The organism is Aliivibrio sp. S2TY2, assembly GCF_028765525.1.
Lineage (GTDB): Bacteria > Pseudomonadota > Gammaproteobacteria > Enterobacterales > Vibrionaceae > Aliivibrio > Aliivibrio finisterrensis_A.
Genome location: NZ_JARACS010000001.1, coordinates 714,443 through 731,143, shown reverse-complemented (window position 1 = coordinate 731,143; position 16,701 = coordinate 714,443). Strand labels below are relative to the sequence as shown.

Below are 16,701 nucleotides of genomic sequence, written 5' to 3'. Positions count from 1 at the left end.
ATAATCAATTGGGGCGAGTAGAACGCATATTCGCCCCTGTTTTTTGCTACCTAGTGTTTAATCCCCAAGTACGCCTTCACCTTTCACATCAAAATTGATTTTCTCATGTCCAGCAAACACTTGGAAACGCTTGCCTTTTGCTCGGGCAATAATCGTAATGCCAAATTTCTGAGCCAAATCTAAACCCATTTGCGTTACGCCTGAGCGAGAAAGTAAAACAGGAATACCCATTTGAGCGACTTTAATGACCATTTCAGAGGTTAAACGACCCGTAGTGTAAAACAGTTTGTCATCACCGGTTTCTTGTTTTAACCATAACTCACCCGCTAAAGTATCTACCGCATTATGGCGACCAACATCTTCCACAAATGAAAGCACTTTATTGTCTTTGCACACCGCACAACCATGAACCGCACCAGCCGCTTTGTAAGTATCATTGTGATAAGTCAGCGCTTCTAACGATTGATAAAGGTCGGATTGGTTAATCGTCACTTGTGGTACTTGATAGTTTTCAAGCTGCTTCATTACGTTGCCATACATGGTGCCTTGACCGCAGCCAGAAGTAACCGTCTTCTTCTTTAGGTTTTCTTTTACATGCTCAGTGGTTTCTTTGGTATTTACCGCGGCTGTTTTAGTTTCCCAATCAATAATGACGGATTCTAAAAGAGAAGCGTCAGTAACAAAATGCTGGTTTTTTAAGTAACCTAAAACTAACTCCGCAGGGCGAGCACCAAGCGTCATTAACGTTACCACTTCTTGCCAATTCAACATCACGGTTAAAGGTTGTTCGCAAGCGATCTCTTTTGTCAGTTTTTCGCCATATTCGTCATACACATCAACAGAGATGGTTTGGCTTGGTACAGCACCTGTTGTAATTATTGTTGGTGATGGTTGATTCACGGCAACGCTCCAAAAAATTAATAAAGACTTGATAAACTAGGCAAATACTATACCACTCTTAATAAAATGAAAGGAGTTGGTATAAGGTTTGCTTTAATTTAGGTAATTATAATCGACATGACGTAGGTGACTTGTGGGTAAAAAGACAGAAAACCAATGGCCACTTCAGTTTGAAGTGATTGAAGAAATCAAACAAGTAGGGCGTTGGAGCGCACCATCATGGCGCATTGGTGACGTTCATCTTTATGAGTCAAAAACACAAGCAGCACAAAGCAATGGCATCTTATTTGAGCGTGATCTTGAAATATTTTTAGATGAACGAACTGATTACCGTTTTAACTTAAGCTCTCAAGATCCAAAACTATTTTTTGCCTTTGAAAATGATAATGACGTACTCATTCCAGTGATGATTACTGCTTCACAAAGCTTGATAGGGCAATACATGGATGGTGATTACGTTGTGTTATCCATTGGAATGCCACTACCAGTACAAGCATGGTTAGAAGCTTTTATTGGCAAAAACGGTGAACTGATAGAAGTTCGTAGAAAGAAACGTAAAGGTGCGGGGCGCGCGAGTGAGCAACTTCCTAAGTAGATGGGTACTGAGAAAACAGAAGGTAAAACAAGGTGAAGAGGTCAGTGATGAGCCTATTCAAGCATCGTCAACACCTGTTATTGAAGCCTCTATCGATGATGTTGAAACAACATCAATCCTAGAAGAGTCAGAAGTAACGCCTGAGATCGAGCTGCCTACAGAGGCCGATCTGGGTGAAATTACAGGAACCAGCAATGTCAGCCAATTTATGGCAACAGGGGTAGATAAAAACCTGAAAAAAGCCGCATTACGTAAGATGTTTTTGAATCCTGAATTTGCAATGGAAGATGAGCCAAACTACTCAACACCACCAAAGCTGGATAGTGAAACTGCTGCCAAATTAAGAGATTGGATGGTAGAGCCTGTTGAAGAAGAAGGCGAGAGTGAGCAAGAGTCAGTGGCAGAGCAATTACCAGAACCATTATCAAAAGAAGCACCAAAAGAACAACAAGAATTAACCGTTAAAAATGAAACAATAAACAGTAATGATAATGAATATCAATACGTTACTGGCAACGAAAAAACGTCAAGTGAGACAAAAAAGACCATTTAAACAATCGGGACATTTTGAACCAAGGTGAGACAAAATGTCCCGACAAAAAACACCGCCTGCCAAATAGTCTAAAAATACCGCATTTTACCCAATTAATATTTCTAATAATTACCCATTAAGTTGGTACGGTTATTGCGATATACCACCTAGAAACCAGTCTTAGAACTGAATAGGCCCAAATGGGGTCAAGAATAGGTGAAGCAATGTTAACCCAATTTTTAGCACAATCTGAAACAACGAATGCCAAAGCGCGTCAGTTCGCTATTGCGCAAACCGTTGAGTTAAACAACTTAATCCCACCAACGGTAAGTTACGAAAGCCGTGGTAACTTGATCATCATTGGACCTACTAGCATTATTGTTGATGTTGCCGAGCAGTTCTCAGAGCTGAACAGCATCACACTGGTCTCAACCGAATCCGATGCACACGATAAAGCGACTGAAAGAACGGTTTACCACGCTAAAGATCTAAGCATCAAAGGCTTTTTAGGCGCATTTGATGTTGAGTGTACGCTAAATGGTGAACGCGTTAATCTTGCAAAAGCAACCATTGGCGCTGCTGCATTCGATCTTGTGTTAGACATGAAACTAGACAGCGTAATGTCAGAGCAAGTGCCAGTACCGGGTTACTATCCTGTAGGTCGTGGTTACCCAACGCTTGCACAAGTGCTTGATGAATTACCAGCGCTTGTTGGTACGTTTGATAAACCAAAATACTTTCGCTTAAATCCAGAGTTATGTGCACACAGTTCACGTGGCGTAAAAGGGTGTGAGCGTTGTGTTGATGCTTGTCCTGCTGGCGCACTAACCAGTGAAGGTTCAGATCAAACAGGCCACCACATTCAAATTAACCCATATCTTTGTCAAGGGGTTGGTACCTGTGCAACGGCTTGTCCGACTGAAGCGATCAGCTATGCATTGCCAGAAGCCGAGAAAACACAAAACTTCGCTACTCGTCTATTAGCAAATTACAAGAAAGAGGGTGGTGAAACACCGATTATCGCTTTCTGCAGTGATCGCCATGAAAACTTTAACGTGATGGCATTAAAAACCATGCCAGATCATGTTATCCCAGTGGTTCTTGATGAGCTTCTTTCTGTTGGTATTGATACCTGGTTCTCTGCACTTGTTAATGGTGCAGCGCAAGTTCTGTTTATTGCAAGCCGTAGAATGCCAGAAACCATTCAGCGTGTATTAACGCAAGAAGTGGAAATTGCACAGGCTTTCTTATCTCAACTAGGGTTAGATCCTCAACGCATCCAAGTCGTTTACATGGAAGCGTTACATGAAATGACGCTTATCGATACGCCATTAGCGGTAATTGAACAACCATTAACGGGTAATAAACGTGCACGCTTAATGGGCGCGTTAGATCACCTCGCTGCTGATGCAGCTTCAAACCATATCGAAATTACAGAAATTCAATCTCTGCCTTCTCATGCGCCTTATGGCAGTGTGAGCTGTGAAACGAAAGACTGTACGTTATGTATGGGTTGTGTGGCGGTTTGCCCAACTCGTGCACTTCATAGTGATCCCGATTCACCAACATTAAAATTCATTGAGCAAGATTGTGTTCAATGTGGCCTTTGTGTCAGCGCCTGTCCAGAAAAAGTATTGAGCATGAAAGTTCAAATGAACTGGAGCCAAACACAGCGTCAAGAAACACAAATAATGCATAAAGAAGATGCCGCGTGTTGTATTACTTGCGGAACACCTTTTGCTCCAGCATCAATGATTGAAATGCTGCGCACTAAGTTACAGGGTAACCCGCACTTTAGTGATGAAGCCTCTATTAGCCGTCTATACATGTGTGAAGATTGTCGAGTAAAAGACATCTTTACTGATCTGTCTGCAAACCCAGAAAAACAATTAAAGGTGTAATGACCATGAATGAACAACAGCAAGTAAGACAAGAAATCTATGGTTTATTAGCGCATTTATTTCGCATTGCACCAGATCAAATGGTGATTGATTGGTTAAGTACGCTTGAAGTAGAAAGTAACGATGATCATGCAATGAGTAAAGCATGGTCTGTTATTTCAAAAGCGGCTCAAGAATCAAATCAAGAAGCCCTAACAGACGAATACCAAAACCTATTCATTGGCGTTGGCCGTGGTGAAGTGATGCCGTTTGGCTCATGGCACATAGCGGGCGCATTAATGGAAAAACCGTTAGTGGCACTTCGACAAGATCTAATGCAATTAGGTTTTGAACGTGCCGATGACGTAAAAGAGCCTGAAGATCATATCTCAGCATTATGTGAGGTAATGGCTATGCTTATTGAAGCGGGTGATGCTGAAGTTCTGCAACAACGTTTCTTTAATCGCCATATTCAACCTTGGTATGTTTCACTGTGTGAGCAAATCAATAATGCAGAAAATGCAGATTTCTACAAATCAGTGACAGGTTTAGTAGAGGCGTTTTTCATTGTAGAACAAACGCGCTTTGCAAAAAATCCAAACGCAATTGAAGTCACAGAAGTATAAAAGCCGTTGTGACTTAAAAGAATTAAAACCATAAAAACAGACGCCCATTCCAAGTACATTGGAAGCAAAGGAGCATTGAATGAGCAATAAAAATACGGACCTAAACCGCCGCACACTACTGAAGGGCCTTGCAACTGCAGCTGCCGCAGGAACAGTAGCAGCAGCGGTATCAGGAACAGCAAGCGCAAACACAGTAACGGATAAAAAAGACGTTGAGAAGAAGGGCGATGGATATCGCGAAACTCAACATATTCGTGATTATTACGATAGCCTATAACGGAGCTTAATAATGAAATTAACTAAACGTTCCGATTCGGTACAAAAGCAAGAGAACCAGCTTGGCATTACACGTCGTATGTTCATGCGTACTTCAACGATTGCTGCGGGTGCAGTAGCAAGTGCAAGCATGTTTGTTCCAAGCATGATGAAAAAAGCACAAGCGAAAGAAGTGCCAGTTGATGCGCCAACAGAAGTGAAACGTACTATTTGTTCACACTGTTCTGTAGGTTGTGGTATCTACGCTGAAGTACAAAATGGCGTATGGACTGGTCAAGAGCCAGCATTCGATCACCCATTTAACGCAGGCGGTCACTGTGCAAAAGGCGCAGCACTGCGTGAGCATGGTCATGGTGAACGTCGTCTAAAATACCCAATGAAGCTAGAAAATGGCAAATGGGTAAAACTGTCTTGGGATCAAGCGATCGAAGAGATCGGTAACAAAGCACTTGAGATCCGTAAAGAATCAGGTCCTGACTCAGTGTACTGGTTAGGTTCTGCAAAGCACAACAACGAACAAGCGTACTTGTACCGTAAAATGGCGTCACTATGGGGTACAAACAACGTCGATCACCAAGCGCGTATTTGTCACTCAACCACAGTAGCCGGTGTTGCAAACACATGGGGTTACGGTGCAATGACAAACTCATTCAATGACATGCATAACTGTAAGTCTATGCTATTCATTGGTTCAAACCCTGCAGAAGCACACCCAGTAGCAATGCAACATATTCTGATCGCAAAAGAGAAGAATGGTTGTAAGATCGTTGTTGCCGACCCACGTCGTACACGTACAGCAGCAAAAGCAGATCACTATGTTTCATTGCGTCCGGGTTCAGACGTTGCCTTTATTTGGGGCGTACTGTGGCATGTATTTGCAAACAAATGGGAAGATCAAGAATTCATTAACCAACGTGTGTTTGGTATGGATGAGATCCGCACAGAAGTAGCAAAATGGAACCCAGCAGAAGTTGAGCGTGTAACAGGCATCACTGAAGCTGAAGTTTACGAAACAGCAAAACTGCTTTCTGAAAACCGTCCAGGCTGTGTTGTTTGGTGTATGGGTGGTACTCAGCATACTACGGGTAACAACAACACACGTGCATACTGTATCCTAGAACTTGCTCTTGGTAACATGGGTAAATCAGGCGGTGGTGCAAACATCTTCCGTGGTCACGATAACGTACAAGGCGCAACGGATTTAGGTGTTCTTTCTGATACGCTTCCTGGCTACTACGGTGTTGGTGAAGGCGCATGGAAACACTGGACTAAAGTATGGGATCTAGATTACGAGTGGGTTAAAAACCGATTCGACCAAGGTAAATACAACGGCAAAACGCCAATGAATAACTTTGGTATTCCTGTATCTCGTTGGGTTGATGGTGTTTTAGAAGACAAAGCAAACATCGAACAAAACGACAATATCCGTGCAATGTTCTACTGGGGTCACGCAGTAAACTCACAAACACGTGGCACTGAGATCAGAAAAGCAATGAGCAAGCTGGATATGATGGTTATCGTCGATCCATACCCAACCGTTGCAGCAGTAATGAACGATCGTACCGATGGCGTATACCTTCTTCCTGCAACAACGCAGTTTGAAACGCACGGTTCTGTAACCGCATCAAACCGTTCATTCCAATGGCGTGAACAAGTCATTCAGCCGTTGTTTGAATCAAAACCTGACCACGAGATCATGTACCTACTGACTAAAAAGTTAGGTTACTCAGATCAACTGTTCAAAAACATCAAAATTGATCAGAACAACCAACCTGTAATTGAAGACATTACCCGTGAATTCAACAAAGGTATGTGGACAATTGGTTACACAGGTCAAAGCCCAGAGCGTATTAAAGCGCACACAATGAACTGGCATACGTTCCACAAAACAACGTTAGAAGCAGAAGGTGGACCTGTAAACGGTGAAACCTACGGTCTTCCTTGGCCTTGTTGGGGTACACCAGAAATGAAGCACCCAGGTACGCACATTCTTTATGATACGTCTAAACCTGTAGCACAAGGTGGCGGTAACTTCCGTACCCGTTTTGGTGTGGAATATGAAGGTCAAAGCCTACTTGCTGAAGACAGCTACCCAGTAGGGTGTGAAATTGAAGATGGTCACCCAGAATTCACTGACAAACTGCTTAAGCAACTTGGTTGGTGGGACGATCTGACTGCGGCTGAAAAAGTAGCAGCAGAAGGCAAAAACTGGAAAACCGATTTATCTGGCGGTATTCAACGTGTTGCAATTAAACACGGTTGTATGCCTTTTGGTAATGCAAAAGCACGTGCGATTGTATGGACGTTCCCTGACCGTGTTCCACAACACCGTGAGCCGTTATACACACCACGTCGTGATTTAGTTGCTGATTACCCAACATGGGATGACCGCGCGGCTAACTTCCGTATTCCAACGTTGTACAAAACAATTCAAGATCAAGACAAGTCAAAAGAATACCCAATTATTCTGACGTCTGGTCGTCTGGTTGAGTACGAAGGTGGCGGTGAAGAAACGCGTTCAAACCCATGGCTTGCTGAGCTTCAACAAGAAATGTTTGTCGAAGTTAACCCGAAAGACGCAAACGACATCGGCTTTAAAGACGGTGACATGGTTTGGGTTGAAGGCGCAGAGAAAGGTCGAATTCACGTTAAAGCAATGGTGACACGTCGTGTTAAACCTGGCTTAGCGTTCGTACCATTCCACTTTGGCGGTAAATTCCAAGGTGAAGATTTACGTAGCAAGTACCCAGAAGGCACTGACCCATACGTAATCGGCGAAGCAGCAAACACAGCAACCACTTATGGTTATGACCCTGTAACACAAATGCAGGAAACCAAAGTGACACTATGTAAAATCACGAAAGCGTAAGGGGTGATATAAAATGGCTAGAATGAAGTTCTTATGTGACACCAAGCGTTGTATTGAATGTAACGGCTGTGTCACAGCATGTAAAAACGAAAATGATGATGCGCTAGAGTGGGGTATCCAACGTCGTCGCGTAGTAACACTAAACGACGGTGAGCCGGGTGAAACCTCAATCTCTGTGGCATGTATGCACTGTACCGATGCGCCTTGTATGGCCGTTTGTCCTGCGGATTGTTTTGAACATACAGAAGATGGCATCGTACGTCACAACAAAGATCTTTGTATCGGTTGTGGTTACTGCCTATTTGCTTGCCCATTTGGTGCGCCGCAGTTCCCTAAACAGGGTGCTTTTGCTGAGCGTGGCAAAATGGACAAATGTACATTCTGTGCTGGTGGCCCGGGTGTAGAACCAGGTTCACAAGAAGAGCGTGAAAAATACGGCGCAAACCGTATCGCAGAAGGCAAATTACCAATGTGTGCTTCTTTATGTTCGACTAAAGCACTGCTTGCTGGTGATGCAGAGAAAGTATCTGACATCTTCCGTCAACGTGTTGTAGAACGTGGCGCAAAAGACGCTGGTTGGACAGATGGTGAAGATCTTTCGTTTGATGCGACTAAGAGCTAATCCAGTGGAGAGAGTGATGTTTACACAATTAAAACGTCTTTCTCTTTCGTTATTGCTGCCAGTATTGGCAGCATTAACGCTTTCATTTGCTGCACCTAGTATGGCAAATGAAAGCACAGCGAATAAGAGTGCAGAGAAAGAGATGACCCAACTTGCAGGCGCTGATTTTTGGCGTGAAGTAAAGGCCGGTCAAGAAGGTTATACAACGTCTCAATCACCTGAGCATGGTGTACTTATTAGTACCGCAGGTGAAACGTGGTTTGTACTAAAAGAAAAGTGGATGTCACCATTAGGTGCTCTTGCTATTTTTGGTAGTTTAGTAATGGTAACACTAGCGTATTTCGTTGTGGGCCCATTAAAACTAAGTAAACCAAAAACAGGCCGTAAGATAAAACGCTGGTCTCGTATGGATCGCGCCTTACACTGGAGCATGGCATTTACATTTTTAACACTGGCATTTAGTGGTTTATGTTTAGTTTATGGTAAACACTTTTTAAAACCGATTTTACCAAGTGAAATCTGGGGCATGATTATTTATGCTGCGAAGCAATACCACAACTACATGGGACCGATCTTCTTTATCCTACTAATGTGTGTACTTCTGAAATGGTGGAGAAAATCTATCTTCAACAAGACAGACATTCAATGGTTCATGAAAATGGGCGGCATGGTAGGTAAACACAAAGGTTCGCATCCATCAGCTGGTTTCTCAAATGGTGGTGAAAAAGCAATTTACTGGTTATTAATTGTATTTGGTACTGTTGTTGCTTTTAGTGGTTTTGTATTAGATTTCCCTATTTTCGGCCAGCTACGCCGTGACATGGAGCTATCTAACCTTGTACATATGCTATCAGCACTTATCCTGATCTGTGGTTTCATCTTCCACATCTATATCGGCTTGTTCGGTATGGAAGCGGGTCTAGATGGCATGGTAACGGGTGATGTTGATGAGACATGGGCAAAAGAGCACCATGACTTATGGTATCACGAAGTGAAAGACCTTCCTGAAAACCAACCACAAGATAAGAAAGTAGACTAAGTTAATTCATTACTTTTATTGTCATAAATTCAAAAGCCGAGCAGGGTAACTTGCTCGGCTTTTTTACGTTTAAATTAGTAACGATGTCGGACCTATTTATCTTTGCTATATTAATAACGTTAATGTTTTCGACAGAATATGTGCGAAAGCAAACTCAAAGTTCAATAATGGTAATAACGGTATTGATATTATGCAGAGGGAAGATGGGATGGAATTATTACATGAAGAAAAAGTATGTTGCCCTTATTGCAATGAAGTGATTGTAATTGTCGCCGGTCCTGAAGATCTTGGCCAAGAATATATTGAAGATTGTAGAGTTTGTTGCCAACCGATTAGCGTTCAAGTTACCACCAACCTCAATGATGAATTAATGGTGATTACCAATAATGAAAATGATGCCTAGTTGATAGAACCATTGCTCATACTCAATCGAACAGAGTAACTTACTTATTTTTTGCGTGTTTGAAACTTAGCAAAACACAATCAATTCCCGTTTACTTATTACTAATACTATCAGTAGCTTGAATCATCAAAAAATACAGTTCTAAAAAGGAAAAATGAAAAGAAATAGAATGAAATCCATTTATGAAAGGGTATGATGTACGAATGGAAAACATACATTTTCATTAATTTTTAACGACAAGATTCGAAATCAATAAGCTTGGTTGAGAGCTTGAGTGTATGTATAACGGTTATATTGGCAAAAGGTGAATTATGTTTACAGTGGAAATTGATAGTGAATTGAAATTGGCACTTATTGAGCCATCTTTTGCGAAAAAGTACTTTGACATCGTATCAAAGGAAGAGGCCTATTTGTCTCAATGGCTAGCTTGGCCACCACACGCAAAATCTGAAGACTTCTTTCTACGCTTTGTGCGTAAATCGTTACTTGATTATGCCGAAGGTAAAGGAATGGTTTGCGCCATGATTTACCAAGGTGAATTGGTTGGTAATGTCAGCTTCAATACGATTAATCACCAGTTAAAAATGGCTGAGATTGGTTATTGGCTTAGTGAGTCTTATCAAGGTAAGGGCATTATTACTCGCGCTGTCTCTAAGTTAATCGAGATTGCATTCACAGATTTACAGCTTGAGAAAATTCAAATAGCAGCAGGCGAGAATAACTTACCAAGCCGTAAGGTTTGTGAGCGGTTGGGTATGACATTAGAGGGTATTATTTCTAATCGAGAAAACCTGAATGGTCGCATTATCAATCATGCTATTTATGGTTTATCGAAGCAGCCTGTGAGCTAACCGCATAAAGCGACACGTTGTCGTATAGCATGAAAGCACCGACTAATGTTATGTGCTGTATCGTGTTGATTTATTCAATTTTAGAAAAAGGCTAGATGCCTTAATGGAATAACTAGTGACAAATGTGGTAGGGAACTATAAGACATTTTGTCGTAGAAAGAGCGTTATGACACTGAAATAAATATAAGGGTTGTTGATGGCTTGTCCAATGTGTTTTTTCCGTGATATAAATCAGCGGAGCTTAAAGTTGAAAACTTTCGGATTGTCACGTTTTGAAAGTAAAATAGTCAAGTACAAAGAGTTGTATGTTGAAGGGGTTAAAAACCTTACTTGTCTATCTAAATGTAATTGTTATGCTGAATACAATGATCCAAGCCTTGTTGAGTGGACAGGGGAATTATTACACGACTTACAGAGTAATATTGACCTTATCGAAACAACTTTTGATGAAATAGCAACTTGCTACTACAATTTTCTTGTTAAAAATCAGCGCTCAGCAATAAATTATCTTTACGACTTTCTTAATGGCAATGGGTTTCTTCAACATCAGGTTGATGCATCTGAACTTATTAAAATACTGTTTCGAGCTAGAGGTAAAGGTGACTATGACTCTTCAGAGATAAGAGAGTTTTTCCATATACCTTTTACTCTAAGGCATTTTGTTGGCAGCCAGAGGTTCAGTATAAATGGTCAACCATTATTATATTTAGGCAGTTCAGTTCTTACGGTTGAAAAGGAGCTTGAGTCTAATTTTGAGACGCTTAATTATTCTGCATTTCTACCCAGTTATTCCGATACACATCGGTTTAGAATTTTCGATCTCAAAAACTCTATTGATTATCTAATGACCAACTTGCCAGGTGTTCTTGGTGCAGGGGTTCCTTATAGTTACGCTGAAAATTATAAACCTCGTTTTGAAATGGAAGTTAGAAGAAGCATATTGCTACAGATCTGTTCATTTCCTACGGAAATGAAGGGGAGCTTTATACCCGAGTATGTAATACCACAGATGTTAACGGCTGTTTTGCAAGAGTCTGGTTTTGATGGTTTAACTTTCCCATCGACGAAATGTTTTGAAAGCCTTGTTGACAATCACAGGTTTTCTAGCCACCACTTAAACTTTGTATTTTTCACAAAATACAGCGTTAAGGATAGTCATGACGTTAACTTACTAAATAAATTTTATACGTTTACTAATGACCTCTCAGAGACCATTGAAATACAGGATGTTTTAAGAACTATCGAGGATGCTTTTGAATTAAATCGAAGTGCTGATGTAAATAATTCAGACTTTATTCTTCCTTTAGTCAGAGCACAATTGCAGATAGAGTACCTACAAGATTCAACAGTTGATGCCGTTCCGTACTTTTCTACTCAAACAGGAGTTGTTGAGCTTCAATTGTATAAACAGTTAGCCGACCTGATGTTTGATAAAATCAGTGCACGCGTGGCATAACAAACTGTTTAAGAGTGATTCGCAACGCGTGGCATTTTTACTATGCGTTGTGTTTAGTGTTTAAGGTGGTATGCGGTAGCATCGGTATTGCGTTGCTCACACCTTAACAGGGCGTTAGTTTACAAGAATAGAAAAGGGGTTTTATTCCGAGAGTTTGTCCGGTGATTGTGATTTGCACTTGTCTGTTTGCTAATCACAGGAACTTTCCGGTGGCACTATATGGGAAGCGTTCGCGGTTGGATAGCCACTTACTGGCTCTAACTTTTTTGTAATGGTTCTTTGGCTCGGCTTCTTTCTCTTTTGTGACTAATTCATGAATATTGGTTTTAGTCGCACTTGGTTGTCAGACTGGTCGAACGAATCCTTTGTCAGTTTGAGTGGTTTCAATCTTGGTTGTTTAGCGCATGTCGCTTCTTAGCTAAGTTCGTTTTGTCGGTTGGGTTTGAGTTTCGCAGTTTTCAGTTTTACTTTTGCGCCCAATGGCAGTATTTTTATAACTAATTCAGCATCTTGGCGCTAAATTTTGGTTTTATCATGTAGGTAAACTAACAAGGCATTTAAGACAGATTCGCAACACTCGGCGTTTTCACTTCAAGTTGAGTTTTGTGTTTACGGCGTAATGGTTTAGTAAAGTGGTAGTGTTGCTCACTACTTAATGCGGCGTTATAAAACTAGCAAATATCGTAACTCGACCTAAAGTATGAAGTGCTGTATAATTCAAGAAAATAGACTACAGGTTGAACTCCATGATGAAAATAGCAAACGTTAAAATGTCTAATGGCAATGTAGATGAATTAGGTTATCGAAATTTAGCAGATATGCTTGCTGATGGTTGGGTCGATACATGGAAGTTAAATGTTGAACGCTTGAAAACTCAAGATCGTATTCGCGTTTGGAATGTGGGTCAGAAGCAAATACTTGATGCGTCCATTAAACAAGTAGTTAATCATCCGAAAGAACCAAAAATCATTTTGGGTGACGATGCGAAAATCGTCGATATGGAACTTCCTTGGATCGCTGGTCCTCAACGAAGAAAGTACACCGAAGAATAGTTTTATAACAAAGCGTTTAAGACAGATTCGCAACACTCGGTATTTTCAATTCAAGTTGAGTTTTGTGTTTAAGGTGTAATGGTTTAGTAAGGTGGTAGCGTTGCTCACTACTTAACGCGGCGTTATAAGAATTTGGTGAGTTATGTACTATTTGAAAAAAAATGTAATAGGCAAAGTGCCTGTATTAGAGATCAGTGAGTCAGAGTACATTGAGATCGCTAAAGCAAAAAAAGTGCTTAGGTGTGGGCTGTCTATTGAGGAAAAATTCGAAATTTTGCATTCTAACTTTACTGAGTTCGAGTTTGAAGCTAGTGATGAATTAGCACTTCAAGACGCATTTAATTCAGTGGATTACAGGAAGATATTTGATTTCCGAATTTTAGCTGAACGTAGGTTAGCAAACCTTTTGACTTCGACTAAAACGTATGTTGATCAAATACCTTCGGCAGCGAGAGATACATTCACTGATCAACCGGAAGTTCTCGATGCTGCGAAAAAATATTTTCACGAAGCTCATGATTCATGCTTTGAATATCGTTTCATGGAAATGTTGAGAAATCACGTACAGCATAATGGCATAGCTGTACATTCCTTGAATCATAGTTCTAAACGTACAGAAGATGGCATTGTTACCGAAATTTCGTTGTTAGCGACAAAAGAACAATTAGTACAGAATAGTAAAAATAAGAAAGTCACATTAAACGAAATGCCACAGAAAGTTGATCTTTTGAACGCGGGTAAAGCTTACGTCCAACAATTAACTAATGTCCATCGCCGTATTCGTGACTTAACGTCAGAGAACATTTTAGCTGCACGTAAAGTGTATGAATTGGCTATTTCCCGTTATGAAAACTTGGGTGGCGAAAGTTTAGGGTTAACAGCCTTTGATTCCGATAACCAAAATGACGGGGCTATTTCTATGACGTTAGAGTTTGATAATGTGCGCCTCATGCTCCTTGAGAAGAATGTCCTGTGATTAATGTGGGAAAATTCTTATAACAAAGCGTTTAAGACAGATTCTCAACGCTTGGCATTTTTCATTCCATCGTTGGGCTTTGTGTTTATGGTGCAATGGTTTAGTAAGGTGGTAGTGTTGCTCACTACTTAATGCGGCGTTAGTTTACAAGAGTAGAAAAGGGGCTTTATTCCGAAAGCTTGTCCGGTGATTGTGATTTGCACCTGTCGGTTTGCTAATCACAGGAACTTTCCGGTGGCACTATATGAGAAGTGTTCGCGGTTGGATAGTCACTTACTGGCTCTAACTTTTTTGTGATAGTTCTTTGGTGTGTTTTCTTTTTCTTGGTGGCTATATTGCTCATAAAATGGTTTGTCGCACTTGGTTGTCAGGCTCATCAAACGCATCCTTTGTCAGTTTGAGAGCTTTAAATCTTGGTTGTTTAGCGCATGTCGCTTCTTAGCCAAGTTCGTTTTGTTAGTTGGGTTTGAGTTTCGCAGTTTTCAGTTTTACATCTGCGTCCAAAGCCAGTAGTTTTATAACTAATTCAGCATCTTGGCGCTAAACTTTGGCTTTATCATGTAGGTAAACTAACAAGGCATTTAAGACAGATTCGCAACACTCGGCGTTTTCACTTCAAGTTGAGTTTTGTGTTTACGGTGTAATGGTTTAGTAAAGTGGTAGTGTTGCTCACTACTTAATGCGGCGTTAGTTTACAAGAATAGAAAAGGGTTTTTATTCTGAGAGCTTGTCCGGTTATTGTGATTTGCACCTGTAGGTTTGCTAATCACAGAACTTTCCGGTGGCACTATATGGGAAGTGTTCGTGGTCGGATAGCCACTTACTGGCTCTAACTTTTTTGTGATAGTTCTTTGGTGTGGTTTCTTTTTCTTGGTGACTAATTCGTGAATATTGGTTTTAGTCGCACTTGGTTGTCAGGCTGGTCAAATGAATCCTTTGTCAGTTTGAGAGCTTTAAATCTTGGTTGTTTAGCGCATGTCGCTTCTTAGCCAAGTTCGATTTGTTAGTTGGGTTTGAGTTTCGTAGTTTCCAGTTTTACATCTGCGTCCAAAGCCAGTAGTTTTGTAGTTAATTCAGCATCTTGGCGCTAAACTTTGGCTTCATCATGTAGGTAAACTAACAAGGCATTTAAGACAGATTCGCAACACTCGGCATTTTCAATTCAAGTTGAGTTTTGTGATTACGGTGCAATGGTTTAGTAAGGTGGTAGCGTTGCTCACTACTTAATGCGGCGTTATAGCTCAGGTCAGCATCGCTTTCAAAAAATTAACTACGTTAATAACGTACAGTTTTGCTATCTGTACGTTACTTGCGTATACTTTGCGTATGAAAAGTATATTTGTCGAATCGACCATATTTGAAAAGTACCGTAATGAGTATCTCAGCGATGAAGAGTTTAGACTTTTTCAAGCTGAATTAATGTCTAACCCGAAACAGGGTGATGTGATTCAAGGTACAGGTGGTTTGCGAAAGATTCGAGTTGCAAGTAAAGGCAAGGGCAAGCGTGGTGGCTCTCGTGTTATCTATTACTTCCTCGATGAAAAACGTCGTTTCTACTTGCTGACAATTTATGGCAAGAATGAAATGTCCGATTTAACCGCAGACCAAAAGAAACAATTAAAGGCTTTTATGGAGGCGTGGCGTAATGAGCAATCGTGACCTATTTACAGAGTTAAGTTCAGCTATTATTGAGGCTAAAGAACATTCTGAGGGTAAGTTAACCCTTAAGAATCATCAGGTTAACGATTTTAGTGAGTTAGATATTTCACCTAATGAAATCGTGAGTATTCGTGAACAATTTAATATGTCTCGTGGTGTGTTTGCGCGTTTATTGCATACATCATCTCGTACATTAGAAAATTGGGAACAAGGGCGTAGCGCACCAAATGGACAAGCGGTAACCCTTTTAAAATTGGTTCAGCGTCATCCAGAAACCCTGTCACACATCGCTGAGCTATAACAAACAATTTAAGAGTGATTCAGCACGTTTGGCACTTTTGGTTTGAATTTAGTTCAGGGTTTACGGTGTTCAAATTGGGTGTAGGGGTAGCGTACTTCACACCTTAATTGGGCGTTAGTTTACAAGAGTAGGAAAGGGATTTTATTCCGAGAGCTTGTCCGGTTATTGTGCTTTGCACCTGTTGGTTTGCTAATCACAGGAACTTTCCGGTAGCACTATATGGGAAGTGTTTGCGGTTATGCAGTTACTTACTGGCTCTAACTTTTTCGTGATAATTCTTTGGTGTAGTTTCTTGTTCTTGGTGGCTAATTCGTGAATATTGGTTTTAGTCGCACTTGGTTGTCAGGTTCATCGAACGGATCCTTTGCCAGTTTGAGAGCTTTAAATCTTGGTTGTTTAGCGCATGTCGCTTCTTAGCCAAGTTCGATTTGTTAGTTGGGTTGGAGTTTCGTAGTTTTCAGTTTTACATCTGCGTCGAAAGCCAGTAGTTTTATAACCAATTCAGCACCTTGGTGCTAAACTTTGGCTGCATCATGTAAGCAAACTAACAAAGCGTTTAAGACAGATTCCCAACGCTCGGCATTCTCGGCTCAAGTCGAGTTTTGGTGTTTACGGTGTAATGGTTTAGTAAGGTTGTAGTGTTGCTCACTACTTAATGCGGCGT

16 protein-coding genes are annotated in these 16,701 nt (G+C 40.9%); 15 read left to right on the top strand and 1 reads right to left on the bottom strand.

Going from position 1 to position 16,701, the window contains the following annotated elements; genetic code table 11:
- Positions 1 to 57 precede the first annotated feature (57 nt).
- Positions 58 to 900 carry a formate dehydrogenase accessory sulfurtransferase FdhD gene (locus PVK63_RS03345; protein ID WP_130047487.1) on the bottom strand — a complete coding sequence of 281 codons (843 nt, stop codon included), beginning with the start codon at positions 898 to 900 and terminating at the stop codon, positions 58 to 60.
- A gap of 133 nt (positions 901 to 1,033) precedes the next feature.
- On the opposite strand from PVK63_RS03345, the gene PVK63_RS03340 reads away from it, so the two are divergent.
- The 15 genes from PVK63_RS03340 (at position 1,034) to PVK63_RS03265 (ending at position 16,037) form a co-directional block, all read left to right on the top strand.
- The gene (locus PVK63_RS03340) at positions 1,034 to 1,495 is read left to right on the top strand and encodes a DUF3305 domain-containing protein (RefSeq protein ID WP_130044544.1); all 462 of its coding nucleotides are present in this window, start codon (positions 1,034 to 1,036) and stop codon (positions 1,493 to 1,495) included.
- Positions 1,476 to 2,048: a DUF3306 domain-containing protein gene (locus PVK63_RS03335; protein ID WP_130087161.1), complete on the top strand. Its 573-nt coding sequence runs from the start codon at positions 1,476 to 1,478 to the stop codon at positions 2,046 to 2,048. The genes PVK63_RS03340 and PVK63_RS03335 overlap by 20 nt, the downstream gene beginning before the upstream one ends.
- Before the next feature lie 203 nt (positions 2,049 to 2,251).
- Positions 2,252 to 3,928: a 4Fe-4S dicluster domain-containing protein gene (locus PVK63_RS03330; RefSeq protein WP_165371197.1), complete on the top strand. Its 1,677-nt coding sequence runs from the start codon at positions 2,252 to 2,254 to the stop codon at positions 3,926 to 3,928.
- Positions 3,929 to 3,933: 5 nt separating this feature from the next.
- A complete protein-coding gene (locus PVK63_RS03325) occupies positions 3,934 to 4,533 on the top strand; it encodes a TorD/DmsD family molecular chaperone (RefSeq protein ID WP_130047484.1) in 600 nt (199 codons plus the stop codon).
- A 79-nt stretch (positions 4,534 to 4,612) separates the two neighbouring features.
- Positions 4,613 to 4,810: a twin-arginine translocation signal domain-containing protein gene (locus tag PVK63_RS03320; protein ID WP_130044540.1), complete on the top strand. Its 198-nt coding sequence runs from the start codon at positions 4,613 to 4,615 to the stop codon at positions 4,808 to 4,810.
- Between the two features lie 12 nt (positions 4,811 to 4,822).
- On the top strand, positions 4,823 to 7,678 hold the full coding sequence (locus PVK63_RS03315; RefSeq protein WP_130087157.1) for a formate dehydrogenase subunit alpha: 2,856 nt from the start codon (positions 4,823 to 4,825) through the stop codon (positions 7,676 to 7,678).
- A gap of 13 nt (positions 7,679 to 7,691) precedes the next feature.
- Complete coding sequence (gene fdh3B / locus PVK63_RS03310; RefSeq protein WP_130044538.1) at positions 7,692 to 8,300, top strand: formate dehydrogenase FDH3 subunit beta; 609 nt, start codon at positions 7,692 to 7,694, stop codon at positions 8,298 to 8,300.
- 16 nt (positions 8,301 to 8,316) lie between these two features.
- The gene (locus PVK63_RS03305; RefSeq protein ID WP_130087154.1) at positions 8,317 to 9,339 is read left to right on the top strand and encodes a formate dehydrogenase subunit gamma; all 1,023 of its coding nucleotides are present in this window, start codon (positions 8,317 to 8,319) and stop codon (positions 9,337 to 9,339) included.
- A 208-nt stretch (positions 9,340 to 9,547) separates the two neighbouring features.
- Positions 9,548 to 9,742: a CPXCG motif-containing cysteine-rich protein gene (locus PVK63_RS03300; protein ID WP_130044536.1), complete on the top strand. Its 195-nt coding sequence runs from the start codon at positions 9,548 to 9,550 to the stop codon at positions 9,740 to 9,742.
- A 311-nt stretch (positions 9,743 to 10,053) separates the two neighbouring features.
- On the top strand, positions 10,054 to 10,593 hold the full coding sequence (locus tag PVK63_RS03295) for a GNAT family N-acetyltransferase (RefSeq protein ID WP_130044535.1): 540 nt from the start codon (positions 10,054 to 10,056) through the stop codon (positions 10,591 to 10,593).
- Between the two features lie 196 nt (positions 10,594 to 10,789).
- Entirely contained in the window at positions 10,790 to 12,049 is a 1,260-nt protein-coding gene (locus PVK63_RS03290) for a hypothetical protein (RefSeq protein WP_130087152.1), read from the top strand.
- A gap of 746 nt (positions 12,050 to 12,795) precedes the next feature.
- A complete protein-coding gene (locus tag PVK63_RS03280; protein WP_130087150.1) occupies positions 12,796 to 13,101 on the top strand; it encodes a hypothetical protein in 306 nt (101 codons plus the stop codon).
- A gap of 142 nt (positions 13,102 to 13,243) precedes the next feature.
- Complete coding sequence (locus PVK63_RS03275) at positions 13,244 to 14,077, top strand: hypothetical protein (RefSeq protein WP_130087148.1); 834 nt, start codon at positions 13,244 to 13,246, stop codon at positions 14,075 to 14,077.
- 1,326 nt (positions 14,078 to 15,403) lie between these two features.
- Positions 15,404 to 15,736 carry a type II toxin-antitoxin system RelE/ParE family toxin gene (locus PVK63_RS03270; RefSeq protein WP_023603298.1) on the top strand — a complete coding sequence of 111 codons (333 nt, stop codon included), beginning with the start codon at positions 15,404 to 15,406 and terminating at the stop codon, positions 15,734 to 15,736.
- Positions 15,723 to 16,037: a helix-turn-helix domain-containing protein gene (locus PVK63_RS03265; RefSeq protein ID WP_105054776.1), complete on the top strand. Its 315-nt coding sequence runs from the start codon at positions 15,723 to 15,725 to the stop codon at positions 16,035 to 16,037. Before PVK63_RS03270 ends, PVK63_RS03265 begins: the two co-directional genes overlap by 14 nt.
- Positions 16,038 to 16,701 lie beyond the last annotated feature (664 nt).

Coding starts and splice junctions, on each gene's coding strand:
- PVK63_RS03315 (WP_130087157.1), top strand. CDS start 4,823: ATGAAATTAACTAAACGTTCCGATTCGGTACAAAAGCAAGAGAACCAG.
- PVK63_RS03275 (WP_130087148.1), top strand. CDS start 13,244: ATGTACTATTTGAAAAAAAATGTAATAGGCAAAGTGCCTGTATTAGAG.
- PVK63_RS03270 (WP_023603298.1), top strand. CDS start 15,404: ATGAAAAGTATATTTGTCGAATCGACCATATTTGAAAAGTACCGTAAT.
- PVK63_RS03265 (WP_105054776.1), top strand. CDS start 15,723: ATGAGCAATCGTGACCTATTTACAGAGTTAAGTTCAGCTATTATTGAG.
- fdh3B (WP_130044538.1), top strand. CDS start 7,692: ATGGCTAGAATGAAGTTCTTATGTGACACCAAGCGTTGTATTGAATGT.
- PVK63_RS03300 (WP_130044536.1), top strand. CDS start 9,548: ATGGAATTATTACATGAAGAAAAAGTATGTTGCCCTTATTGCAATGAA.
- PVK63_RS03325 (WP_130047484.1), top strand. CDS start 3,934: ATGAATGAACAACAGCAAGTAAGACAAGAAATCTATGGTTTATTAGCG.
- PVK63_RS03305 (WP_130087154.1), top strand. CDS start 8,317: ATGTTTACACAATTAAAACGTCTTTCTCTTTCGTTATTGCTGCCAGTA.
- PVK63_RS03320 (WP_130044540.1), top strand. CDS start 4,613: ATGAGCAATAAAAATACGGACCTAAACCGCCGCACACTACTGAAGGGC.
- PVK63_RS03280 (WP_130087150.1), top strand. CDS start 12,796: ATGATGAAAATAGCAAACGTTAAAATGTCTAATGGCAATGTAGATGAA.
- PVK63_RS03330 (WP_165371197.1), top strand. CDS start 2,252: ATGTTAACCCAATTTTTAGCACAATCTGAAACAACGAATGCCAAAGCG.
- PVK63_RS03290 (WP_130087152.1), top strand. CDS start 10,790: ATGGCTTGTCCAATGTGTTTTTTCCGTGATATAAATCAGCGGAGCTTA.
- PVK63_RS03295 (WP_130044535.1), top strand. CDS start 10,054: ATGTTTACAGTGGAAATTGATAGTGAATTGAAATTGGCACTTATTGAG.